Origin of the sequence: Aeribacillus sp. FSL K6-8394, from assembly GCF_038008865.1 — a bacterium.
GTDB classification, from domain to species: Bacteria; Bacillota; Bacilli; order Bacillales; family Aeribacillaceae; genus Aeribacillus; species Aeribacillus composti.
This window is the reverse complement of the sequence record NZ_JBBPAA010000001.1, coordinates 102,803-126,483: the sequence shown is the minus strand read 5'-3', so window position 1 is coordinate 126,483 and position 23,681 is coordinate 102,803. Positions and strand designations below refer to the sequence as shown.

Here is a 23,681-nt window from a genome sequence, read left to right as displayed (position 1 = left end):
GTTCCCCATCGGCTTCTATGCTGATGGGGAACGTTTTTAATCAAAAATGTAAGCGCTTTATCTTTATTAAACAATTAAAAAAAGAAACCACTAACAAACGTTTGTGGTTTCTTTTTTGTCTTATGACAACAAAGGGGATGGGAGAAATTTTTCACGGTCAAACAAAGGGGTAAATGTTTGTTTGTGATCAATTTCACGTTTTTAATATAACAAATTCCTTTTTCAGTTTGCAAGAGGGGAAAACAACAATTCACAAATTTGTCACAAAACATGAAGAACGGGCAAGCTGCATACAATATACAAAATCTTTTTCCTCGTTTTAGAACATGTGTAGGAGGGAAAAATCGTGAAAACATTTTGGCTCATAATCAGCCTGCTGCTCGTCATCTTCGCTTTTTTTTATAATCTGTTAGGATTGATGAATCTCGCACCGATTTTCGTTTCTGCCCCCCTGCTTTTTATTTCTCTTTTCATATCGTTTCTTCTGTTTAACCATCGAAAAACGTTCCGCGGATTTTAATATAAAAAAGAGGACGGGATGATGAACTGCATCTCAATTAGTAGATACAACTGACAATTGGAGGTGCAGTTTTTATATGACCGGAAACAAAAAAGGCATGAGTCCAGTTCCAGATCGAACTCATGCCACTAATTTTTTGGATTCAGATGATGCTCCTGTTTTCTTTCACTTTACTTTAACAGCAGCTCCTCCATCTCCGTCAGCTTTTCTTCAAATACTTTGCATGCATCTTCAATCGGCTTGGTTGATGTCATATCGACCCCTGCTTTTTTCAGCACATTAATCGGATAATCAGAGCTTCCCGCTTTCAAGAAATTAATGTACCTTTCAACGGCAGTTTCTCCTTCCGATAAAATCTGCTTGCTCAAGGCGCTTGCAGCACTAAAGCCTGTTGCGTATTGATAAACGTAAAAATTGTAATAAAAATGCGGAATTCTTGCCCATTCTAAGCCAATTTCTTCATCGACGACAATGTTGTCACCAAAATATTTTTTGTTTAACTCATAATACGTTTGCGTCAAAAATTCCGGTGTGAGCGGCTCTCCGTTTTGCGCCTTCAAATGGATATAATGTTCAAACTCAGCAAACATCGTTTGCCGGAATACCGTTCCTCTAAACCCTTCAAGGAAATGATTCAGCAAGTATAAACGTTTCTTTTCATCATCGATCGTGTTGAGCAAATATTCATTTAACAAGTTTTCATTGCATGTAGAAGCCACTTCCGCGACAAAAATAGAATAATCTCCGTACGGATACGGCTGTGTTTTTCTTGTATAGTAGCTGTGCACCGAATGGCCAAGCTCGTGAACAAGTGTGAATAAATTGTTCACATTATCTTGCCAATTCAGCAAAATATATGGATTTGTTCCATAGGCGCCAGAGGAGTAAGCTCCGCTTCGTTTCCCTTTATTCTCCTTTACGTCAATCCATCTGTTTTCAAAGCCTTCTTGTAAAATGCCGACATATTCTTCACCTAATGGAGCAAGCCCCTTCAATACGATGTCTTTCGCTTCTTCATACGTGATTTTCATATCGACGTTTTGTACAAGCGGCGTATAAAGATCATACATATGAAGTTCATCAAGCTTCAGCGCTTTTTTCCGCAAATCGACATAACGATGGAGCAGCGGCAAATGTTCATTGATCGTTTTCACTAAATTGTCGTAGACTTCCTCGGGAATGTTGTTGGCGCTTAGTGCAGCCTGGCGGGCATTCTCATATTTCCGCACCTTCGCATAAAAATTATTTTTCTTAACAGCTCCGCTTAATGTGCTGGCAAACGTATTTTTAAATTTTCCATATGTTGCGTATAATGCTTGGAACGCATCGCGACGGACTCGTCTATTTTCACTCTCCAAAAACTGAATATAACGGCCGTGAGTGATTTCCACTTCTTCTCCATTTTCATCCTTAATTGCTGGAAATTCCAAGTCCGCATTATTTAATTTTCCAAACGTATTGGAGGCAGTACTCAGGGCTTCCGCAGCTTGAGCTAAAATAGCCTCTTGCTCCGCATCGAGCACGTGCGGTCTTTGCCGGTTGATTTCGTCCAAGGCATGTGCATAAAGCTTCAATTGATCATTTTCTTTCAAAAATTGCTGAAGCTTTTCTTCTTCAATGGATAGTATTTCCGGAACGATATAGGATGAGAGGCTGGAAGCTTGTGTATAAAGATTTGCTGCCCGGTCATTCAATCCTTGATAAAAAGAATTAGTTGTATCTTGATCGTAGCGCATATGGGCATATGTATAAAGCTTTCCAAGCCTCTCCATCACGGAATCTTGATAAGAGAGCGCCTCATATAACAGATCGGAGGATTGACCTAATTTTCCTCTATATTCACCGATTTTTGGAATTAGCTGCTTTACTTCTTCAAATTCTTTTTCCCATTCATCATCAGAAGCAAAAATATCTTCTAGCCGCCAAGTATACTCAACAGGGATTTCTTCCCGTTTTGGCAGCCTTTTGACAGCTGTTTCATTGCCCATTCTCGATTTCCCCCTTTAAAAAAATCAGTCTGTTTCCATCATATTGAAATTTTTTTCAAAACGCAATAAATCACTATGCTTATATTATTCGACAGCAGAAAAAAACATACCTTCCTTGTCCAAATAATGTCCAAGACGTTGTTCACGCTTTTCCATCGACTCCAAATGAAAAGGAGATGATGTTTTTCGAAACGAATATGGACCGATTGGCTGCAAAAATTTTAAATGGGAAAGAGTCGTTAAATATTCAATAATCGGCTTTTTTAAATCCGTTTTTACGCTACAGCTTCTTTCTTTCATCCCTATTTTCTTAAGGTGCCAAACTAGCTTTTCTGCGTGAAATACTTCATCGGCGCGCAATGTTTCAATAAATAATAAAACTGAGCATTGCCAAATATAGACCGCCTCATCAACCATATAACCGCTTTTTAAAGGGATAAAAACTTCAACTGGCAGCTGCGATAAAGATAAGCCAACTGTTTCGTAAACCTTTTTTTGCAGCTTTCGCTCTTCGTTCGTCTTTTGAAACAGCGGCTTTAAGCGATATTGACTTATTTTCTTCAGCCAATGCTTCCATAAACCGTTTGCCGCTAGACTCTTTCCTTGTAAACAATCTCGAAAGAAAAACGACTCTGGGGAGATCATAGCAGATGCGGCAAAAATATTCTGTTTAGAAAACGGAATCAGATGGGAAAAAAAGATGAAGGTTTTCTTATCTGAGCAATAATTGATGATAAAAGGATGATCGTTTTGCGGGGAATGAAGAAACTGACAATGAAAAGGAGTCAGTCGATATTGATGTTCACCGACTTGCTTCATTTGTTTCCAGCCTAATATCCAAATCGGTTTAATTCGTTCTTTTTTGTAGCCATTTGTCCGTTTTATCACCTGATCAGGGGGAATATTAGAGCATTGGTATTCAATCGCATACCGTTTATGCTGAAAAGATACAAACAGATCCGCTCGTTGTGCAATAGAAGGTATAAATTTTTCCACTTCCGCAGCTAACCGCTGCCTTTTCAACCAAACATACAATTGCTTTTTTCCGTTCAAATGGTACGTGCTTTCCGCTTCCGAATCAGCCTGACAAGAGGCCGTTAAGTGGGCAAAATGAGGAATTTTGATTTTGCCTATTTTTAATTTTACCGGCTCCTTGCAAGCCGGACAAAAAAAGGCGTGCTCTTCTTTCAGTTTTAGAAGCCTTTCTGTCGACCAGTACGGGGCGGCGACATTTACTTTTTCGCCGTTTCGCAAAAGGGCAACAAGCATATAAATCATCACTTCCTTTCACAAATAGAAACATTCGACAAAAGGGAAAAAAATCCTTTCAAAAGCAGCGTTTTTCATAAGTTTTAAAAGATGCCAGAAACACTTCATGGAAAAATATACTTTTTTCAAAAACGCATGCTTGCCGCTAAAGAGGCGGAAGTTAGATGTTGCTTCATTCGTTTCAATAAAGGTTCGCCATTTTACATCGTGACGGTCGGCAATTCACCTGTGGTGTTGTGAAATCCGCTCAAATAGAGCTTTATCCTAAAAAAAAACACCGCTGTATCAAAAACGGTGTTTTATAATAAAGGAGACAAAAGCCGCGACGTTGATTCAAACAGCTTTATATATAGCGGGCGTTTTTTGAATTGTTCAAGGTCGATGACACTTGAATTTTCAATGTCTCGAATATAATCCTCTACAAGCGTTTCAATGCTGTCCGTTCGGTATAAAAAAGCATTTACTTCAAAATTCAAATGAAAACTTCTCATATCCATATTCGCCGTACCGATCGATGCCAGTTCGCCATCAACAATAATGATTTTGCTGTGCATAAACCCTTTTTCATATTCGTACACTTTAACCCCGGCTTCTAAAAGCTCCGGAAAATAAGATCGCGACGCATAAAATACAATCCGTTTGTCAGGCCTTTTCGGAACGAGGAGACGAACGTCAATGCCGCTCAGCGCAGCAATCTTTAAAGCGGATTTTATATCCTCGTCAGGAATAAAATACGGAGAGGCGATCCATATCGAATTTTTTGCGGAAACGATCATCGAAAAGAACAAGCTTTTAATGACCTCCCACTTATTATCAGGACCGCCGGCGATTAGCTGAACGCCTCCTTCTTTATCGTCCATTTGAAAATGAGGCAGCAAATATCGATCGGTAAGTAGCTTCTGCCCAGTCATATAATACCAATCCTGTAAAAAAATAAGATTGAGCGTCCGTACTCCTTCCCCTTCGAGCATCATATGCGTATCCCGCCAAAAGCCGAAATACGGATTTCTTCCCAAATATTCATCTCCTATATTTAAACCTCCGACAAAGCCGACTTTTCCGTCAATCACAATAATTTTACGATGATTGCGAAAGTTAATATTGTTAGACAAAAACGGAAGCTTTACAGGTAAAAATGGAACCATTTCCACCCCGGCATCAAGAAGCTCCTTCCTGTATTTTTTGGACAGCTTCCAGCTGCCGACTGCATCGTATAAAAATCGAACCTCTACACCGTTTTTCGCTTTTTCGATCAACAGCTTTTTTAATTTTTGCCCAATTACATCATGCCGAACAATATAGTATTCAAGATGAATATGATCTTCCGCCTTTTGAAGCTCTCGAAAAATATGGTCAAATGTTTCAATGCCGTTCGTCAGCACCTTTGTATTTGTCCGAAAAGAAATCGGACTGCGGCCAAGCTTATGGGCAAGCTTAAATAATAGGCGCTGGTGATTTCTCATGAATTTAATTTTATCTTCATATGTATGAAATTCAAATTGAGCATAAGCTTGCTCATCTATTAAAGCTTTTTTCTTAAATAGACGATGCTTCCGGACATTTCTTCCAAAAAATATATAAAAGAAGAAGCCTATTAATGGAAATCCTCCTAAAACAACAAGCCAAGTAAGCGTTTGAGTTGGGTGGCGGTTTTCCAAGAAAATAACAAATCCGATAAAAATGATGGATAACGTGAACAAAATGGAAACGGCTCCTAAAAACCATTCCTCCCAGATGTTCTTAGTTAAATACAAGATGATAGCTAGACCAATGGCAAAAACGATTACTTGCAGAAATTTTCTCATAAGCTTCCTCCAGGCAATCGATATTTCTTATCTCTCGATTTGGACATATTTGTTTGATCTGCGATATGAAAGCGTTCCTTAAGTAAAAAAGACCGATTTCGAACATGAAATCGGCAATTTAAGAAAAGTGCGTTTCGATTTGTTCCAAGGCATTGTCCTTCATAATCAGCTTTCCGTATTCTTCAAGACGGTGAATTGTCATCCTTGATTCCTGACCGTATTCAAGCATAATGCTGAGCAAATTTTCAATTTGTTCATCGTCTTTATCCGAAAATTCAACGAATAAATAATATTTTTGTTCAAATACATATAAGCTATTCAAAAATCCGTCCAAAAGATGGGATGCTAACGAAATAACGTCTTCAAAGTCCTGAAACTTTATGACAAATTGCAATTGCGCCGTTTCATCTTTCTCATCTGAGGAAGATCTTTCAGACATATTAAAATGTTTGTCCAACAAAGATTCTATATTCTCATCAACCGGGATTTCTCTTAATTTTTCATCGACTACCGGAAGCTCCAGCTTTTGTCCGTCTTTTGACAGCTGTGCTTTTGTGACAATGACTTCAAGCCCTTTGTCATTGGCATGAACTTGAATCCATAACGGACCTTCAAGCGGAAAGTCTTCTTCATCATTAATTTCATCCATCATTTCCCAAAACAGCTCTTCGCTTCTTTCTCTGTTATACCAGATTTCTTCTCGGTCAAATCCTCGTTCTTCTATGTCAACATATGAAATATAAAATTTTACTGTGTTTTCATTAATGCGTTCGATTTCCATTTGAACAACCTTCCCTTCTTTTTAAATTTTTGGAAGGGACAATAAACCCCCGAATTCGTTGCACTTTTCTTTCCTAATTTAAAAAATTTCCAAATTTTCATCGCGAGCACCAAGTTGTTCAATTCTAATTCTATTGTATGATAAATCACTTCATAAAGAAATAAAAAAAGCCTTGATTTTGAAAAAAACCGTTATTTACCTATTAAGCATAAAATATTTCGTTTTTCATATATATTGTACGAGCCATAATTTGAAAAGAGGTTGACTGATGGATGAACAATTTTTCACATCTTTATTCCTTATCATTGGCATTGACCTCATATTAGGAGGAGATAATGCCATTGTCATTGCGCTGGCATGCCGCAATTTGCCGGAAAATCAGCGGAGGAAAGGAATTTTATTTGGAACAATGCTCGCGATACTCAGCCGAATTTTGTTGACATTACTAGCTGTCCATTTATTGAACATTCCTTTTTTACAGTTTTTTGGCGGATTATTTTTAATGTATATTGCCTTTTTATTATTGACAGGAAATGAAGGTGAGCATACTTCCGTGAAAAGCCACCGCTCATTGTGGAAAGCCATCCAAACGATTGTTTTGGCTGACATTTTTATGGGATTTGACAATGTCATTGCGGTTGCTGGAGCAGCTGGAGGAAATATCTTTCTTGTCATAACAGGTCTTCTTATATCCATTCCGATCATTATTTGGGGAAGCAGATTTATCATGTCTGCCATGTCCCGATTTCCTTTGCTCATTTACGGGGGCGGAGGAATATTAGCTTATACAGCAGGTAAAATGATGGCAACGGATGAAAAAATGACCCCTCTGTTGAAAACTGAAGCTGTTGCACAAACTCTCCCTTATTTCACAGCTTGTCTCATCCTTTTCTTTGCCCTTCTGTACAATATAACAAAAAAATAACAGCCTTCCGCAATCTATTTTGCTTTGCGTACGGAAGGCATCATTCCCTTTTAATTTGCCATTCTCTGAGCTTCTCTCAGCTGGTAGGTGCGAATTTTTCTTGGCAGAAAGCGTCGTATTTCATCCTCGTTATAACCGACTTGAAGACGTTTTTCATCAATCAAAATCGGGCGGCGCAAAATTCCAGGGTTTTTCCGGATAATATCATACAGCTCCTGCAAAGGAAGCGATTCAACATCAACCTTCAATTTTTGAAAAACCTTTGAACGAGTGGAAATAATTTCATCTGTTCCGTCTTCTGTCATACGAAGAATTTCTTTAATTTCTTCGATCGTTAAAGGCTCGGAAAAAATGTTCCGCTCTCTATATTCAATCTGATGCTTTTCCAACCAAGATTTTGCTTTTCTACAAGATGTGCAGCTCGGAGATGTATACAATATTACCATGCCAATCACTCTCCTTTTCGAGAAAAATATAGGTGTATATATAAAAACTATGCCAATCTCACATTAAAATAAATTTAAAAAAGTAATTTATATTGATTATTATACTATAAAAAAGCAACTTCGCCTATATGTTTTTATTTCTCAAATTATAACAAAAATGTTACAACCGGTGAATGATGATCATTTTCAAGGCCATTTTCTCAATTAACACCTCTTTTCTTTCTCTACTCTTCTTTTCCCTTTTTTTGGTTCGATTAAACGTGAAAAAGAAATTTTTTCAGAAAGACGCTGAGAAGTTGCAAAGAATACACAATTTTTTTATAATCATTCGTAAATGAATACATAGGCGATGAGAAAGAGAAGTACATGCCGAAAACAGTTTTCAGAGAGTTTGTGGCTGGTGGAAACAAACACTGTCCGGTATGGAAATGGACTTTTGAGCTCTCAGCTGAAATCAGTAAGCTGCGGCGTTTTTGTCTTGCGTTAAAAGACGAAAAGTGATTTCACATGAAAGTTTGTGAAATAATTAGGGTGGCACCGCGGTCCATTCGTCCCTATACGGACGGATGGGCTTTTTTATATATAAAAATCAGGAGGAGTTTGCACATGAAAACGATCTTTTCAGGAATTCAGCCTAGCGGCACGTTAACACTCGGAAACTATATCGGAGCAATGAGACAATTTGTAGAGCTCCAGCATGAATATAAATGCTATTTTTGCATTGTCGATCAGCATGCCATAACTGTTCCGCAAGACAGACTTCAATTAAGAAAAAACATTAAGAGCCTTGCTGCATTATATTTAGCAGTCGGCATCGATCCGGAAAAATCCACCCTTTTCATTCAATCGGAGGTGCCCGCTCACGCGCAGGCAGGATGGATGCTTCAATGCGTTTCTTATATTGGCGAACTTGAAAGAATGACACAATTTAAAGATAAATCTAAAGGGAAAGAAGCTGTTTCAGCAGGACTGTTAACTTATCCGCCTTTAATGGCCGCCGATATTCTTTTGTACAACACGGACCTTGTTCCAGTCGGCGAGGATCAAAAACAACATTTGGAATTGACAAGGGATTTAGCCGAAAGATTCAACAAAAAATATGCAGACATTTTTAAAATTCCAGAAGTCCGCATTCCAAAAGTCGGTGCTCGGATTATGTCGCTTCAAGATCCGACGAAAAAAATGAGCAAATCCGATGCGAATGAAAAATCGTTTATTTCCCTGCTCGATGATCCAAAAAAAATTGAAAAGAAAATTAAAAGCGCTGTGACTGATTCAGACGGAGTGGTTCGTTATGATAAAGAGAACAAACCTGGCATCTCCAACCTTTTATCTATTTATTCAATTTTAGCTGGCGTGTCAATTGCCGAGCTGGAAACAAAATACGAAGGAAAAGGCTATGGTGAATTTAAAGCGGATTTGGCAGAAGTCGTCATTAACACTTTAAAGCCGATTCAGGAAAAATATTATGAGCTCATTGATTCTGATGAACTTGATGACATTTTAGACAGAGGCCGGGAGGAAGCAAACAAAGTAGCATCCAAAATGTTGAAAAAAATGGAGAATGCAATGGGATTGGGAAGAAAAAAACGAAAATAAAAGCGCTAGCGAACGAATGACGATTGATGATGGAGCTGATTAAACAAAACAAATATACTAGCTTAAAAAAATATGTTCGATAAAAAGAGGGCGGCTGATATAGTGCCCTCTTCCTTAATTTACTTTCGGTTCTTGCTCCATTTCCCAAAGCTTTTCAAAGAAAGGCTGCCCTTTTATTAATCGTTCGCATAATTGTTCATGCTTTTGGGACCATCCGACAATCGCTTCCTCATAAAGCATAGTCCAAATTTCCTCAAAACCGAGTGATTGAATTTGACCATACATGTACGGATTCCATTCCGTATACCAATATTTCATTTCCGCCGTATTTTTTGTCGATTGCAATTGATCAAGAGCCATAAACAAAAGCTGTTTCAGCTGTCTTTCTTTGCGGGTTAATCCGTGCATATATTCAGGTGCAAGAGATAAAAGATGATAATCTTTTTTGTCTTTGTCATTTGTTTGTGAGAACTCGTATGATTCCGGCTCTAAATCCTGCACCATGTCATATACAAGCTGCTCTTGTCTTGGGATAAGCCGGCTTTTGCGAATTGGCGTCGTATATCCGATCGTATCTACTGCTAAAATGCCGTTGCCATCCGAAACAACAAAGCAATAATCTAGCTGAATTCTCTCATGGTTTTTCCGGGCGTATGCCTTCTGGTAAACATCCTTTAAAAGTTTTTCAGGCAGTTCTTTTAAGTCATTTTCAATATAATCATAAAGTTCTTTACTCACTTTAATCAGCGGTACTTGGTCTAACAGTTCAACCTTATCATCCTTTCTCCATTCATGAAAATGACAAACATTATAACCATTTTCTTCTCCTTCAAACCAGTTTACCCAAACATCGTACAAATTCAGCATCATTAGCCCCCTTACTACAAGACTGTTTGTCATCATTATGGTCAGTGGAGAAGGTTTTTATTCCAAATTTTTCATTGCCCAAAAAACTTTTCATCATTACGTATTCCACTTTTGATCAATGCGGATTTCAGGCCTGTCAGCTTTCAGAAAAGGACCATTCATGCACTTTATAAAAATAATTTTTCGGATGAAAAATATAGCCGTTTAACCGTTCAGGCAACGCCCGAAATTCCTTCGGATAGTATAAAACTGTATATGGCTGTTCATCCTCGATAATTTGAAATATCTCCTTGTAAATTTGTTTTCGTTCGCTTTCGTCCATTATTTTTCTAGATTTAGACAACAGCAGGTCGGCCTGTTCGTTTTCCCACCAAACAAAGTTCAATCCATATTCTCTCTGACTGGAATGGAAAATATCAAAATGATTCGGAAATTTAGATAACGACCATTCTAAAATCAACGCATCGTAATCCCAATTCGGCGGTGAAATTTGCTTAATTAAATCTTCCCATTCCCAAAACTCCGTTTTCACGTCAATTCCGATCTCTTTCAATTGTTTTTGCACGAGCAACGCAACTTTTTCGCGAACAACATTTCCTTTGTTCGTTTTTAGCGTAAACGAGAAATCTTTTCCTTCTCGATCCAGTATGCCGTCCCTGTTCGTATCTTCCCATCCCGCTTCTTTCAGCAGTTTTTTTGCTTCTCTCCGGTTATACTTTAATGTTTGAATTTCGTCGGTAAAAATAGAAGCAATAGGCGTTTCTGGAATATGTGCTTCCTTTCCTTGTCTGTGCAAAATCTTGCAAACGATCGCTTTGCGGTTGATCGCCATCGTCAAGGCTTGCCTTACTTTTTTATCTTGAAAAAGTTCGTTTTTTTCATTCCAGCCGATAAACACATAAGAATGGGAAATGTTCGATTGAACGTCCAATCCTCTTAACCTTTTTATTTTTTTTACGTTGGTTAGTTCTATTTCAGGGGCGTAATGAACCTCGCCATTTTTCAGCTGTTCGTAAAGAGCTTCCTGATTATGAACAATTTTATACTTGATTGATTTGATTCGAGGCTTCCCTAAAAAATAATGTTCATTTGCGGCCAGCTCTACGAATCCATTCTTTTCCCATTTTACGAACCGAAAAGGCCCAGTGCCCACAGGCTGTGATCTATTAAACTTATGCTCCTTTAATTTTGCAACCTGTACATTTCTCAACAAATGCTTCGGCAATATGCCGTATGATAATGTGACTGGAAGAAAGGAGGCGTCTTTTTCTTTTAAACGGAATTTCACTGTATACTTATCAAGCTTTTCAATGCTTTCAATCATTTCAAAGTCTGAACTTCTTTCGCCATTATAATCAGGGCTTAAAGGAATGCTGTAAGTAAAAACAACATCATCCGCCGTTAATTCTTTTCCGTCATGAAATTTGACCCCGCGCCGAATAGTGACCGTATATTCAAGTCCATTCTCTGATTGCTGAATCTTTTCAGCCAGATGCGGTTTCGGCCGCAGCTGCTCATCAACTGTCACCAGTCCATCAAAAAGCATCCCTTCTAACTGCGAGCTTGATTCATCTAGAGAATACAAAGGATTAAAAAGCTGCGGCGATTCAGTTGAACCGATTATAAATGTTTCCGGAACAATCAGCGGATCGAGCTCTTCCTCCTTTATCTCCTTAACCGTTGGTTGCGGCTTTCTATTATAATCCAGACTTGAGCAGCCATGTAGAAGCAATAAAAACAAGAGAATCGATATATACAGCCATGGTCGTTTTAATCGTGCCAAATCCATTCCCCCATCATTGGAAGTTTCGTTCTATTTTTTATTCATATTCACAGTCTGTCCAAATTATTAATAAATCGAGTAGGAGGGAGCGATTAACTCCCGTCCTCTCACACCACCGTACGTACGGTTCCGTATACGGCGGTTCAATTAAGATAATTGACGCAAGTCTTTATAACTTCCGTGAATAGCTGTTCTCTTTATGCCAGTGGTCACTCCACCCTCCAAGAGATCTCCCACGGGATTCACCGCTTCCTCCCTCAAGTGAGGTACTACGTTTTCTGTGTTCATCATGACTCACTGAATGCCAAGGGCTATTCTCTCTTAATTGTTCGGTCCTTCTTAGTTGTTCTAGACCAACTAATACTATGACCTCTGCTGACTTCTGACGGTTCAGCTACTTATCACTAAGTAGGTTATGAAGAGTACTTCACATATCCGCCAGACCTCCCCGGGTAAGTACATGCACTTTCACACCATCTATCCGCCTCATTTACTCGATATGACCTTCGACAGAAAGAGCTTTGTTTTGTTATGCAAACTCACTCAATCATACCTAGCCTTATATGAGGTTCGTGTTCCTCGGACCGGTGTTTTGCCTCCAGCTTCCTTCAGATTCCGCGTCACCACGGACACCCTTGCTCTTGGCTAACCTCTACTTCTGTCTTCGGGGTTCGGGACTTACACCCTATAGTTCATGTACATGCCGGGCGCACATATAGAAACAAAGGAATCTATTCCTTTGTTTCATAGCTTTCCACGAATTGTTCGGCAGGCAAATAAAAGCTTTCTTTTGTTGAAAACGGTTTTTGTTTATAAAACGTTTGTACGATATCATATCCAATTGCGTATCCAAGCATGGTCGGATAAAAGCCTTTTCCGAACAAAAGCTGATCGAATAACGGATGATCCCATTTTATGTCTTGATTCGGAACAATTAAATTTTTCCACCAGCTGTATAGTTGTCTCTTCGAATATTTTTTCACCCAATTTGTTACATGCTGCTCACCTATCGTTCTGTAAACCGTATGCTCCGCCAAACCTTCCAAAATAATCGCATCAAGAAGCGTATAGTCTTTTTCGTGCTTCGGATTTTTCCTAAGCCTGCAAATATGATGATATTCGTGAATCAATAGCGCAATGAGCTCATCATTTTTTACATCCGGCGATAAAAATAAAAACATTTTATCCTGAAAAGACAACCCCGAACGACCTTTAAAATCTCTCCCAAAAAAACTTTTTCGCTCTTCAACAGGAAAAATAAAAATAGGGACATCTGGACCGTTCCATCTTTTCTTTAACTTCAAAAAAATGTTATTTGCTTTTGTCCAAATATTCGAATCATCAGCCTTAACAAGCCAATGTTCATAGCCAGTTCGAAGCATGCCGTATTGTGACAGGTAGTGATGGATTTCCTCCGCTTGTAAATGGTGAAAATATTTCTCTAGCTTTTCACAAAGCTCGATTGGATTCCGGCTTTCCTTCAACCAGTTTTTTGTGTCAATAACTCCCAAATCTTCGCACCTCCTTTTCTACACTATTCATTAGAAAAGAAAGATGTTTGAATTTTTTTTAAAAAGAAAAACCGCTACTGCCTGTTTAGGCAATAACGGTTTCACATAATCCTTAATTTCCTATATGTTGACATCAGGCTTCTTCAAATTTCTTGAAAACGAGCGTGGCGTTATGTCCTCCGAAACCAAGGGAATTGCTGAGCGCCGCCCGAACTGTTTTTTGTTTAGCCTGATTAACAGCATAATCCAAGTCACAGTCAGGATCAGGTGTTTCATAATTAATTGTCGGAGGAATTATATTTTCTTTCACTGCTAAAATGGTGAAAATGGCTTCAACTCCTCCTGCTGCTCCAAGGAGATGACCTGTCATCGATTTTGTCGAGCTGACGGTTAATTGATAAGCATGGCTGCCAAAAACTTCTTTAATCGCCGATGTTTCAAATTTATCATTATATTCGGTGCTTGTTCCATGGGCATTAATATAATCGATATCTTCCGGTTTTAAGCCTGCATCTTGAATTGCCATTTTCATTGCACGTGCTCCGCCTTCTCCGCCAGGAGCCGGTTGTGTAATGTGATAGGCATCGCCTGTTGATCCATAGCCGACGATTTCTGCATAAATGTTTGCTCCTCGTTTTAAAGCATGTTCCAGCTCTTCAAGAACAAGTATTCCTGCACCTTCTCCCATGACAAAGCCATCGCGGTTTTTGTCAAAAGGACGGCTAGCAGTTTTCGGATCAGGATTTGTCGACAACGCTTTTGCTGCACTGAAACCTGCAAAAGCCATCTTGGTCAGCGGCGCTTCTGTTCCGCCCGTAATCATCACATCGGCATCGCCACGTTGAATTACTTTAAAGGCATCGCCGATTGAATTTGATCCTGTTGCACAGGCAGTGACTGTACATGAATTTGGACCTTTCGCGCCGATCGCTATGGACACCTGTCCGGCTGCCATATCAGGAATCATCATCGGAACAAAGAAAGGACTTACACGTCTCGGACCTTTTTCCAGAAAAGTTTCGAATTGCTGTTCATACGTCTCCATTCCGCCTATGCCTGAACCGATCCAAACGCCTACCCGTTCACGGTTTTCATTATTTATTTTTAAACCTGAATCTTCAAGCGCCATCAACGAGGCGGCTAATGCAAATTGTGTGAAGCGGTCCATTTTCCTCGCTTCTTTCCGATCCATAAAATCTTCAGGTTTAAAATCGTTTATTTCAGCGGAAACTTTGACAGGGAATATGTCTTTATCGACTCTCGTCAATTCTCCAATGCCTGATACACCTTTCAAAGCATTTTCCCAGCTTGTTTTCGCATCCAATCCAATCGGTGTCACAGCACCGATGCCTGTTACAACTACTCTACGTTTTTCCATATCATTACACCTCGCCTTTTTCGGTTTGTATGACGGAAAAAAAGCATTTTTATTTTTGATTGAATGATTTTACTGTCCCCATCTTAATGCAATGGCTCCCCATGTTAAACCTCCGCCGAAGCCGACCATCACAATAAGATCACCATCTTTTATTTTACCAGCTTTTACTTCTTCGTATAAAGAAATTGGTATTGATGCTGCGGAAGTATTCCCGTACTTGTGAATCGTCTTGGACATTTTCTCCTCCGGCAATTCAAGCCGTTGTCTGGCGGCTTCCATAATGCGGATATTTGCTTGATGCGGAATGAGAAAGTCAACATCTTCTTTCGTTAATCCCGCTTTTTCCAGTACATTAATGCTTGATTCTCCCATCTGCCGCACAGCAAATTTAAATACTTCACGCCCGTTCATCACAATATGGCCTTTTTCATATAAATGCTTGCCGCCGCTTCCGTCCGCTCCTAGCTCAAATGAGAGAATCCCTCTGTCATCACTTACCTCGCCTAAAACAACCGCCCCGGCACCATCCCCAAATAAAACACCTGTTGAACGGTCATTCCAATCCGTAATTTTCGAAAGCTTTTCGGCTCCAACGACAAGAATTTTTTTATAAGCTCCTGTTTGTATAAACTGCTCTGCCGTTGCCATCGCATAAATAAAACCTGAACATGCGGCGCTTATGTCCAAAGCAGCAGCCCGTTTTGCACCAAGTCTTTCCTGCAGAACACAGGCAACTGACGGAAAGGATTGATCAGGTGTTGCGGTCGCAACTATTATCATATCGATTTCTTCCGGGGAAATTTTTGCATCTTCAATGGCCTCTAATGCCGCTCTTGCGCCCAAATCCGATGTTTTCATATCATCTGAAGCAATTCTCCGCTCTTCAATGCCGGTTCTTGTTCGAATCCATTCATCAGACGTATCCATGATTTTTTCTAAATCATAGTTAGTCACAACTTTTTCCGGTATATAACGGCCTATCCCGATGATCCCAGCTCTCATCAAGAACATCTCCTTCACAAAAAATTATTATCAAATGTTATGACTTGGTACTAATTTTATATTATTTTTCTACTTATAGCAATATGCTTCATAACAGTTAACTACAGGTTTTCTTGTTTTTGACTGATAGATTGAGTTAATCGTCTATTCCTTACTCAGTTTTGTTTCATAAAATAGGATGAAAAGGAAAAAAGAACGGAAGGTGAAACGGGAATGAGTGATGAAAACGTAAACGAGCGGCAGGAAGATGAAAAAGAGAAAGCAGAAGCACCAGAACCCGATTTTTTTACCCAATTTATGTTCGGCCGGCAGCTTCCGGTTCATTCTGAAAAAACTTCCGAAAAAAACGAGCAAAACGAGCAATCAGACTATCAAAAAATTTTTGAGCAAGTCGATGATATTGTGACAAAATTATCTGAGCTGAAGCCAATCATTAAAGAAATAAAGCCGTTCGTCAATCAAATTAAAAATCTATTTAAAAATTAAGGGGATGAATTCAACCATCCCCCAAAATTTTTATTTTATTTATCTCACCATAGCATTATTCGTTAGGCAATTTCCCTGTTTTCTTATATTCTTCCACATATTTTAAAACTTTATTTTTAAATTCTTTATCTACTAGAGGGCTGAACTTCCCTAAATCAATCACACCATCTTGAAAATCAAAATATAAATTCCCGCTTTCCAGTTCGCCTTTTATAAATTTTTTTGCGACTAATAAATACAACTCATCCACATGCTGTACTGTGCTTGTTAAAACCATTTGTTCGCCCAAATCACTTTGATCTGAAACAAAGCCAATTGAATATATTCCTTTTTCCTTCACTTTTTCGATCACTGGCACGTTGTATCTGTCGCCTGCCGGATAAACAACATCTACATTTTCTGCGACAAGCTTATCGAGCTTCTCAAGCGCCAAGTCAACATGATCAAACCCTTGGACATATTCAATGTGAATGGTTACGTTTGGATTTTCAAATTGCGCCCCTTGATAAAACCCCTCCACTTCAGGCTGCCACTCAAAAGCGGCAATAATTCCGATTTCGTTTGTTTTTGTCATATGTGCTGCCACCATTCCTGCGAAAAAGCCCATGGCATGCGCCTCAAAATTTAAACTTGTGGCATTCGGGCCTTTTGCATCACCATTAAAAAAAACGAAATGAATATCTGGATATTGATCCAGCAAATCTCTAAAAAAACCCTCATATTCGTGACCGTGCCCGATAATTAAATTAACTCCCTTTCCGTGAAATTCTTCGACCGCCTCCCTCACCGCCGCTTCGGAATTCATTCCTTCTTTATAAAAAACATCTACATTCAGCTCAGACTGAATTTTTAACAGCCCTTTATACCCTTTTGTCCCCCAAACTTGATCATTAATCGTTTCAGGAACGAGCAAACCCACCTTTTTCAGTTTTCCTTTTTCTGATGCTTGTCCGCAGCCAACGAGAAATAATAAAATAAAAATGATCACAAACATTTTTTTATACATACCAAGCAACTCCTTTAAACCAGTGAACTGCATCATCATTGAAATGGTGAGGTTTCTCAATAATCGAAATGATTACATATCGATCTCAGCTAAGTTCAAAACGATCTTTTGAATTTACGGTCAATTTGATTGTCACGAAATATAGCTTATGAGGCGTTTCTCTAGGAAGCTTCCTCTTTAACACGATGTATATTTAGTACTAAAATTTTCACGTTTCACTTCATTCCTCTTTTATTTTGCTATACGCCGTCAATGAAGTAAAGAAATTTTATATTTAGGTATAAAGTCTGCGTGTATTGTGCAGGAAAAAATCTTTTAATTCTTGCAAACTCTTTTCAATGTTTTCGACCGTCTTTGGAACAACTAAATGATGTTCGCTTTTCGATATAGGCTTGTAAATGTAATGAAAAATGTCAAAAAAGCTCATCACCTTCTTGATGCGCTCTTTGTCGTCGGAAATCAAGTAAATTGTTTTTTTCGCAAACAAATCTTCGTCAAATTCTGTTAACACCGGAACTATTTCATCAATATGAAGAATGTCGCGAATGACAATTTTTTCATTCGCATTCGTCTTAGAACGGCTGATGCCTGTACATTCCAACAAACTGTTCGAAATCCAATGGCCTAGCGGCTGCCAAGGTCCGAAAACGGTTGGAAGATAAACAAATAAATAAGGGAAAGTCCATTTTTGTCCTATTTGCTGCATCCAGCTGTCAATTTCTTCATCCCTATATTCCAGCGGATTCTCTCCTTCAAGAGAAAATATAAAAATAATCGGAGTCTGCTTGAGGGATGCGATTTCGACCGTTTTTTCCAATCGGTGTTTTTCAGCTTCATCGTCTATCGGTTGATGATCTGTTTGACAATAATAAATCAAATCATATTGCTTTTTGGAAGCATCCTCTATCCAGCTGTCTTCTTCCAATAAATGAAAATGTGCGTTCCGCCCGAGCCACATCATTTCTTCTTCGCATATTTTTTTTTGCAACGGATTTTTAGGAACGATTACCACTCCATCGACTAGTAATCCTTCCTCTACCAGTTTTGAACATATATGAAAGCCTTCAAATTGATGAACCCCAACAATTAAAATATGTTTACACTGCTTTAAGGCAGTTGACATTTTGAAACCTCCTTTATGAAAAAACTATTATTGTATCGTATGCGAAAAAAGAAGAGATTAGTCCAATGCCCTTTTCAAACAAAAAGGGGGCAGCCTGCTCACTTATTGAGCATTTTCGCCCAGTCCTCAATTCCATTTCTATAAGATTCTTTCATGCTCTTTGTAAAAACTTCTTATCATATCATGGATCCGATTTATATTTTCCTGGAAATAAAATGTGAATTGAATTGGAGCTTTCAGCTGCTTTCTCCATTCCTCATATTTTTTTCCATGAATTTTATAGGAATAGCTTCCTCCGTTCATTTTCTGCCAGATGCCTACAGGTATTTTTGATACAAAGTCTTGTATACGGACAAAGGGATAATGGGTGACAGCTTTTTCATCTAATTGGTAAGCTTTTGATAGTTCTTTTATCATTTGTTTGTAAAAAAATTTATTCTTTTTCTCTTCCGCTATTTGGGCTTTTATGTCCAAACAAGGATTGATCATCACCGATGAACGGATGGAATTTGGCATCTCTTCCATCAACTGCAGCGCAACGAGTGCTCCTATACCTTCAGACAGTATATGGATTTTTTTATTTAAAATTTCTTGTTTCATGACAAGATGATAAAGCTGTTTTGCCAACAAAACGGCGTGAGGGCTCCCCCAATGGCGTCCGTAAAGATTGGAATGAAACAATGTATATCCGCAGCTTTTTAACGTATTGATCAGCTGACGCCGCCCGTAATGCTCCAGCCAGTAGCTTGAACCATTTTCAACAAAATGGGTTCGATCGCCAATGATCAAGATGCCGAATCCGTTCGGCTTTTCCGGAAGATGAATGACATTCCACTCGTTTTCAATTTGAAAAAATCTTTCCGAAACACCTTCCATTTGCCCACCACCTTTCCATCGATGACCTTTTATAATGTATGTACGAAATGTCAAAAAGGCTCGCAAAAAAATCGCGAAACAACCGTTTTCATGAAAAATGTTGTATGATAATATAAGTAAAGACAGGAATAAACGAGGTGAAGATAATGAGATATTTCGCAACATTTTTTTGGACGTTTTTGCTTGTCAACATGGCCAGCTATGTTGTTTCTTCCATGACAGGCTCTGCATTCCATTTTTCAACAGCAATTATAATCTCTGTTGTTTTTACCGTACTTCTCTTTATAATTGGGGAGTTAATTCCGGCTGAACCTTCAGAAGAGCATTAAGAATTTGTCGAAATTGGCGAATTGCCAATTTCTTTTTTTTAAAACGAAAATCAGCGATTAGATGCCTGCTGCTATCGGCGAAGCCTCACTTGTTACGTCATAATATAGACAAATTCAAAAAAAAAAGGGGATAGTCTAATAAGTCATTTTTGGTCTTAAGACATCCCCTGTGATTTTTTGTTTTCAATGGAGATTTGTCTTTGGACAGACCCTTACCAGTTAACATATACGTCAGTATAATTAAGATTTCAGCCTAGCAAATTTACATGAAGCTGTTACGTATACGTCAGCACAACTAAGATTGGCGGAAAAACTTATAAATCACTACACTTTTCCAATTATAGTTTTCTAGTCTTTTAGGCAGAATCTGGCTTGCTTAGCTGTGCAATCTCCCCATGAAACTAGCCTGATAGGAATCTCGCCCTGTTTTTAGTCTCCGAATCAGATTCCCCGCCACCAGGACACAGTTTCCTATGTCTACATGGTCCGCACAAAAAAAAGAACCCTCCTCGATTGAGAAGGGTTTTAATATCCATTTATAGCTATTCTAATTTTGCTGCTCCGCTCTTCTCATGAGCATGCAAATCCGTTTTTATAACAATTTCTTCATTTTCTACCCCTAACAGAACTTGGTCACGATCATGAACGGTTCCAGCAATAACCGCTTTCGCAAGTTTTGTCTCTACATGCTTTTGAATAAACCGTTTCAGCGGCCGTGCGCCAAATACAGGATCAAATCCTCTTTTTGCAATGAATTCCTTCGCTTCATCTGTAATCTTTAGTGTAAGTTGTTTATGGGATAGGCGCGCTTGAAGCTCTTTTAAAAGTTTTTCTACTATTCCTTTTACTTCGTTCATTGTTAAAGGCTTGAACAGGATCGTGTCATCAATCCGGTTTAAAAATTCTGGCCGGAAATGCATGGAAAGCTCATCAAGAACTTTCTTTTTCGCTTCGTCTGTTATTTCCCCCTGATCATTTAAACCGGAGAGCAAATGCTGAGAACCGATGTTGGATGTCATAATGATCACTGTATTTTTAAAATCAACTGTTCTTCCTTTCGAATCGGTCACCCTGCCGTCATCAAGCATTTGCAGCAATATGTTAAACACTTCTGGGTGAGCCTTTTCGATTTCGTCCAGTAATATAACCGAATACGGATGTCTCCGAACTTTTTCCGTCAGCTGTCCTCCTTCTTCATATCCGACATAACCCGGAGGTGCGCCGATCAGCCTTGAGACAGAATGTTTTTCCATATACTCCGACATATCAATGCGGACTATTTCGTCCTCGCTGTCAAAAAGCGCTTCTGCCAATGCTTTCGCCAGCTCCGTTTTCCCGACCCCTGTCGGACCTAAAAAGAGGAAGGAGCCGATCGGCCTGTTCGGATCTTTTATGCCTGCCCGCGCACGCAAAACTGCATCCGATACTAATTCAACCGCTTCGTCTTGCCCGATGACCCTTTCTTTTAATATTTGTTCAAGTTTCAGCAGCTTTTCTCTTTCTCCTTGTACAAGCTTTGCTACCGGAATGCCAGTCCATCTTGACACAATACCGGCAATTTCCTCTTCTGTTACTTCCTCGCGAAGCATCTTGTTTTCCTCTTTCTGCTTCATTTCTTCTTCCAACTGCTTGATTTGCTTTTCCAGCGCCGGAATTTTTCCATGGCGCAGCTCAGCCGCTTTGTTTAAATCGTATTCATTTTCAGCATCAGCTAAATCTCTGCGTGCTTTTTCCAGCTCTTCCCTCAAGCTTCTGAGCTGTTGAATTCCTTCCACTTCAAGCTGCCATTTCGCCTTCATTTCATTTGCTTTCTCTTTTAAATTTGCAAGTTCCTTTTGCAACTCTTCCAATCTGATTCGGCTGATGTCATCCGTTTCTTTTTTCAATGCAGCCTCTTCAATTTCAAGCTGCATAATCCTTCTCGTCACTTCATCAAGTTCTGTCGGCATTGAATCTATTTCCGTGCGGATCATCGCGCATGCTTCATCGATTAAATCAATCGCTTTATCAGGCAGGAAGCGTTCTGTAATATAGCGGTGCGAGAGCTCACTCGCAGCTACAATCGCCGAATCATGAATTTTGACTCCATGATGGATTTCAAACCGTTCTTTTAGTCCTCGTAAAATAGAAATCGTGTCTTCCACAGACGGTTCGCTCACAAGCACCTGTTGAAAACGCCGCTCAAGCGCCGGATCTTTTTCAATATACTTGCGATGTTCATCAAGTGTCGTTGCTCCTATGCAGTGCAGCTCACCTCTCGCAAGCATCGGCTTTAACATGTTGCCGGCATCCATCGCTCCTTCTGTTTTGCCGGCCCCGACTATTGTGTGCAATTCATCAATAAATAAAATAATCCGTCCATCGCTCTTTTTAATTTCTTGCAAAACAGCTTTTAATCTTTCTTCAAATTCTCCGCGAAACTTGGCTCCCGCAATGAGCGAGCTCATATCTAAAGCAAATATTGTTTTATCTTTTAATCCCTCCGGTACATCTTTTCGTACAATCCGATGGGCTAATCCTTCCACGATCGCTGTTTTTCCAACCCCTGGTTCACCGATTAACACCGGGTTGTTTTTCGTTTTTCTTGATAAAATTCGGATCACGCGCCGAATTTCTTGATCACGGCCAATGACAGGGTCAATTTTTCCTTCTTTCACCTCTTTAACTAAATCACGGCCGTATTTCTCCAATACTTCATAAGTGCTTTCTGGATTAGGTGATGTCACCCGAGCATTCCCCCTTATTTCCTTTAACACTTTCAATATGGCAGCTTTTGTTAATTGATATTGCTGAAAAAGCTCTCTCACTTCTTTTGAGCTCGATTCGGAAAATGCCAATATAATATGTTCAACTGATAAATAATCATCTTGAAAATCTTTCCTTATTTCGTCCGCTTTTGCAAAAGCTTCTGAAAGAGTACGGGAAATATAAATATTTACCTCACCGTTTCCGTGAACAGATACTTTCGGCTTTTTTTGTAAATACTCGTTGATCGCTGCCTCAATTTGTTGTACAGGACATTTAAGTTTTTCTAAAATTCTTGGAAAAATCCCGTCAGACTGCCGCAGAAAAGCAAGTAAAATATGAAATTCATCCACTTCTTGATGTTCATGTTCTTTTGCGATTTTTTGAGCTTCTACCAGACCTTTTTGCAGCTTCTCCGTGAATTGATTTACATCCATACCGAAACGCCCCTATTTTGACTTTTTTTGACCTTTAATTTTATTATAACTTCTTTATAAATCAAGTAAAGCCATTCGTTTTCAGAATGGCTTAGCGTTGTTCGAAATATTACGGCTTGCGCTTATAGGTCCAAACCCGATTATGGTTGGATGTTTCGGGGAATCGATCTCCTGCTTTGAGTTCAACCTTTTTGGGATCGACCACCATCGATCCGGTCTCGCCGACTTCGATGTAAATTCCGTTGTTAGGTGCTTTTTGACCAGGTCTGAATTGACGATTTTGACCCATGAATCATCCCTCCTTGGACATTATTGTTGGCTATCAGAAGATTTTTCATGTATAGACAGAAACACCTTTGATAATTTTCATTATGTGATGTACTTCGAAACTTTACTCAACGCCCAAAATCGAACTCACTGCATATGGCATCCTTTTGAAAAAATCGTTTAAGCGTGCAAGCACCGAATGCTGGGTCAAAAGCTCTTTTTACTGTTTCTGTGAGAATCATCATTTATAATTATTTCCAAAATCGTCTCACTGTCGTTCTTTTTTGTCTGGATATACATGCAGTAGAGTAAAACCTTTCGCCCCGGTTTCAAATCGAGTAGGAGGGAGCGATTAACTCCCGTCCTCTCACACCACCGTACGTACGGTTCCGTATACGGCGGTTCAATTAAGATAATTGACGCAAGTCTTTATAACTTCCGTGAATAGCTGTTCTCTTTATGCCAGTGGTCACTCCACCCTCCAAGAGATCTCCCACGGGATTCACCGCTTCCTCCCTCAAGTGAGGTACTACGTTTT

At 39.2% G+C, this 23,681-nt stretch carries 20 protein-coding genes and 1 other annotated feature; of the genes, 5 read left to right on the top strand and 15 right to left on the bottom strand.

The features are described from left to right. Positions 1-346 precede the first annotated feature (346 nt). Complete coding sequence (locus tag NSR00_RS00540; protein ID WP_162536160.1) at positions 347-520, top strand: hypothetical protein; 174 nt, start codon at positions 347-349, stop codon at positions 518-520. 170 nt (positions 521-690) lie between these two features. Here NSR00_RS00540 and pepF read toward each other — a convergent pair whose 3' ends face one another. The 4 genes from pepF to mecA form a co-directional block, all read right to left on the bottom strand. Then, positions 691-2,508: an oligoendopeptidase F gene (gene pepF / locus NSR00_RS00535; RefSeq protein ID WP_063386997.1), complete on the bottom strand. Its 1,818-nt coding sequence runs from the start codon at positions 2,506-2,508 to the stop codon at positions 691-693. An 84-nt stretch (positions 2,509-2,592) separates the two neighbouring features. Next, complete coding sequence (locus tag NSR00_RS00530) at positions 2,593-3,786, bottom strand: competence protein CoiA (RefSeq protein WP_340786173.1); 1,194 nt, start codon at positions 3,784-3,786, stop codon at positions 2,593-2,595. Between the two features lie 290 nt (positions 3,787-4,076). After that, positions 4,077-5,582 (bottom strand): cardiolipin synthase, encoded by a 1,506-nt coding sequence (gene cls, locus NSR00_RS00525; protein ID WP_339211161.1) that lies wholly within the window; start codon positions 5,580-5,582, stop codon positions 4,077-4,079. Between the two features lie 118 nt (positions 5,583-5,700). Then, a complete protein-coding gene (mecA, locus tag NSR00_RS00520; protein ID WP_340786169.1) occupies positions 5,701-6,363 on the bottom strand; it encodes an adaptor protein MecA in 663 nt (220 codons plus the stop codon). A gap of 268 nt (positions 6,364-6,631) precedes the next feature. On the opposite strand from mecA, the gene NSR00_RS00515 reads away from it, so the two are divergent. Continuing rightward, positions 6,632-7,288 (top strand): TerC family protein, encoded by a 657-nt coding sequence (locus tag NSR00_RS00515; RefSeq protein WP_063387001.1) that lies wholly within the window; start codon positions 6,632-6,634, stop codon positions 7,286-7,288. Between the two features lie 50 nt (positions 7,289-7,338). Here NSR00_RS00515 and spxA read toward each other — a convergent pair whose 3' ends face one another. Continuing rightward, positions 7,339-7,734, bottom strand: a complete 396-nt coding sequence (spxA, locus tag NSR00_RS00510; RefSeq protein ID WP_063387002.1) for a transcriptional regulator SpxA — start codon at positions 7,732-7,734, stop codon at positions 7,339-7,341. A 340-nt stretch (positions 7,735-8,074) separates the two neighbouring features. Continuing rightward, positions 8,075-8,293, top strand: a binding site (T-box leader). Between the two features lie 47 nt (positions 8,294-8,340). On the opposite strand from spxA, the gene trpS reads away from it, so the two are divergent. Continuing rightward, a complete protein-coding gene (gene trpS, locus NSR00_RS00505; RefSeq protein WP_066248353.1) occupies positions 8,341-9,333 on the top strand; it encodes a tryptophan--tRNA ligase in 993 nt (330 codons plus the stop codon). A 114-nt stretch (positions 9,334-9,447) separates the two neighbouring features. On the opposite strand, the gene NSR00_RS00500 is transcribed toward trpS, so the two are convergent. The 5 genes from NSR00_RS00500 to NSR00_RS00480 all read right to left on the bottom strand — a co-directional run bounded on the left by NSR00_RS00500 (position 9,448) and on the right by NSR00_RS00480 (position 15,874). Next, complete coding sequence (locus NSR00_RS00500; protein WP_340786162.1) at positions 9,448-10,200, bottom strand: YjbA family protein; 753 nt, start codon at positions 10,198-10,200, stop codon at positions 9,448-9,450. 136 nt (positions 10,201-10,336) lie between these two features. Continuing rightward, entirely contained in the window at positions 10,337-11,983 is a 1,647-nt protein-coding gene (locus NSR00_RS00495; protein ID WP_340786161.1) for a peptide-binding protein, read from the bottom strand. Between the two features lie 731 nt (positions 11,984-12,714). Continuing rightward, positions 12,715-13,494, bottom strand: a complete 780-nt coding sequence (locus tag NSR00_RS00490; protein WP_063387006.1) for a DUF2268 domain-containing protein — start codon at positions 13,492-13,494, stop codon at positions 12,715-12,717. A gap of 133 nt (positions 13,495-13,627) precedes the next feature. Then, positions 13,628-14,872 (bottom strand): beta-ketoacyl-ACP synthase II, encoded by a 1,245-nt coding sequence (gene fabF / locus NSR00_RS00485; protein WP_063387007.1) that lies wholly within the window; start codon positions 14,870-14,872, stop codon positions 13,628-13,630. Between the two features lie 69 nt (positions 14,873-14,941). Next, entirely contained in the window at positions 14,942-15,874 is a 933-nt protein-coding gene (locus NSR00_RS00480) for a beta-ketoacyl-ACP synthase III (protein ID WP_063387008.1), read from the bottom strand. Between the two features lie 213 nt (positions 15,875-16,087). Between NSR00_RS00480 and NSR00_RS00475 the strand changes: the two genes are divergently transcribed. Further along, positions 16,088-16,360 (top strand): hypothetical protein, encoded by a 273-nt coding sequence (locus tag NSR00_RS00475; RefSeq protein ID WP_340786158.1) that lies wholly within the window; start codon positions 16,088-16,090, stop codon positions 16,358-16,360. A gap of 55 nt (positions 16,361-16,415) precedes the next feature. Here NSR00_RS00475 and NSR00_RS00470 read toward each other — a convergent pair whose 3' ends face one another. The 3 genes from NSR00_RS00470 to NSR00_RS00460 all read right to left on the bottom strand — a co-directional run bounded on the left by NSR00_RS00470 (position 16,416) and on the right by NSR00_RS00460 (position 19,365). After that, positions 16,416-17,366: a BMP family ABC transporter substrate-binding protein gene (locus NSR00_RS00470; protein ID WP_066248363.1), complete on the bottom strand. Its 951-nt coding sequence runs from the start codon at positions 17,364-17,366 to the stop codon at positions 16,416-16,418. A gap of 274 nt (positions 17,367-17,640) precedes the next feature. Next, positions 17,641-18,489, bottom strand: a complete 849-nt coding sequence (locus NSR00_RS00465; RefSeq protein WP_340786156.1) for a hypothetical protein — start codon at positions 18,487-18,489, stop codon at positions 17,641-17,643. 138 nt (positions 18,490-18,627) lie between these two features. Continuing rightward, positions 18,628-19,365, bottom strand: coding sequence for a hypothetical protein (locus NSR00_RS00460; protein ID WP_063387012.1), 738 nt, complete (start codon positions 19,363-19,365; stop codon positions 18,628-18,630). Between the two features lie 146 nt (positions 19,366-19,511). On the opposite strand from NSR00_RS00460, the gene NSR00_RS00455 reads away from it, so the two are divergent. Beyond that, the gene (locus NSR00_RS00455) at positions 19,512-19,694 is read left to right on the top strand and encodes a YjzD family protein (protein WP_063387013.1); all 183 of its coding nucleotides are present in this window, start codon (positions 19,512-19,514) and stop codon (positions 19,692-19,694) included. Between the two features lie 542 nt (positions 19,695-20,236). Here NSR00_RS00455 and clpB read toward each other — a convergent pair. Together clpB and NSR00_RS00445 are read right to left on the bottom strand one after the other, a co-directional pair. Continuing rightward, complete coding sequence (gene clpB / locus NSR00_RS00450; protein ID WP_340786151.1) at positions 20,237-22,876, bottom strand: ATP-dependent chaperone ClpB; 2,640 nt, start codon at positions 22,874-22,876, stop codon at positions 20,237-20,239. 109 nt (positions 22,877-22,985) lie between these two features. Then, positions 22,986-23,165, bottom strand: a complete 180-nt coding sequence (locus tag NSR00_RS00445; protein WP_063387015.1) for a YjzC family protein — start codon at positions 23,163-23,165, stop codon at positions 22,986-22,988. Between the last annotated feature and the right edge of the window lie 516 nt (positions 23,166-23,681).

Excerpts from the sequence above, each read along its gene's own strand:
- pepF (WP_063386997.1), bottom strand. The coding sequence starts at position 2,508 with ATGGGCAATGAAACAGCTGTCAAAAGGCTGCCAAAACGGGAAGAAATC.
- NSR00_RS00530 (WP_340786173.1), bottom strand. The coding sequence starts at position 3,786 with ATGATTTATATGCTTGTTGCCCTTTTGCGAAACGGCGAAAAAGTAAAT.
- cls (WP_339211161.1), bottom strand. The coding sequence starts at position 5,582 with ATGAGAAAATTTCTGCAAGTAATCGTTTTTGCCATTGGTCTAGCTATC.
- mecA (WP_340786169.1), bottom strand. The coding sequence starts at position 6,363 with ATGGAAATCGAACGCATTAATGAAAACACAGTAAAATTTTATATTTCA.
- NSR00_RS00515 (WP_063387001.1), top strand. The coding sequence starts at position 6,632 with ATGGATGAACAATTTTTCACATCTTTATTCCTTATCATTGGCATTGAC.
- spxA (WP_063387002.1), bottom strand. The coding sequence starts at position 7,734 with ATGGTAATATTGTATACATCTCCGAGCTGCACATCTTGTAGAAAAGCA.
- trpS (WP_066248353.1), top strand. The coding sequence starts at position 8,341 with ATGAAAACGATCTTTTCAGGAATTCAGCCTAGCGGCACGTTAACACTC.
- NSR00_RS00500 (WP_340786162.1), bottom strand. The coding sequence starts at position 10,200 with ATGCTGAATTTGTACGATGTTTGGGTAAACTGGTTTGAAGGAGAAGAA.
- fabF (WP_063387007.1), bottom strand. The coding sequence starts at position 14,872 with ATGGAAAAACGTAGAGTAGTTGTAACAGGCATCGGTGCTGTGACACCG.
- NSR00_RS00480 (WP_063387008.1), bottom strand. The coding sequence starts at position 15,874 with ATGAGAGCTGGGATCATCGGGATAGGCCGTTATATACCGGAAAAAGTT.
- NSR00_RS00475 (WP_340786158.1), top strand. The coding sequence starts at position 16,088 with ATGAGTGATGAAAACGTAAACGAGCGGCAGGAAGATGAAAAAGAGAAA.
- NSR00_RS00470 (WP_066248363.1), bottom strand. The coding sequence starts at position 17,366 with ATGTATAAAAAAATGTTTGTGATCATTTTTATTTTATTATTTCTCGTT.
- NSR00_RS00465 (WP_340786156.1), bottom strand. The coding sequence starts at position 18,489 with ATGTCAACTGCCTTAAAGCAGTGTAAACATATTTTAATTGTTGGGGTT.
- NSR00_RS00460 (WP_063387012.1), bottom strand. The coding sequence starts at position 19,365 with ATGGAAGGTGTTTCGGAAAGATTTTTTCAAATTGAAAACGAGTGGAAT.
- NSR00_RS00455 (WP_063387013.1), top strand. The coding sequence starts at position 19,512 with ATGAGATATTTCGCAACATTTTTTTGGACGTTTTTGCTTGTCAACATG.
- clpB (WP_340786151.1), bottom strand. The coding sequence starts at position 22,876 with ATGGATGTAAATCAATTCACGGAGAAGCTGCAAAAAGGTCTGGTAGAA.
- NSR00_RS00445 (WP_063387015.1), bottom strand. The coding sequence starts at position 23,165 with ATGGGTCAAAATCGTCAATTCAGACCTGGTCAAAAAGCACCTAACAAC.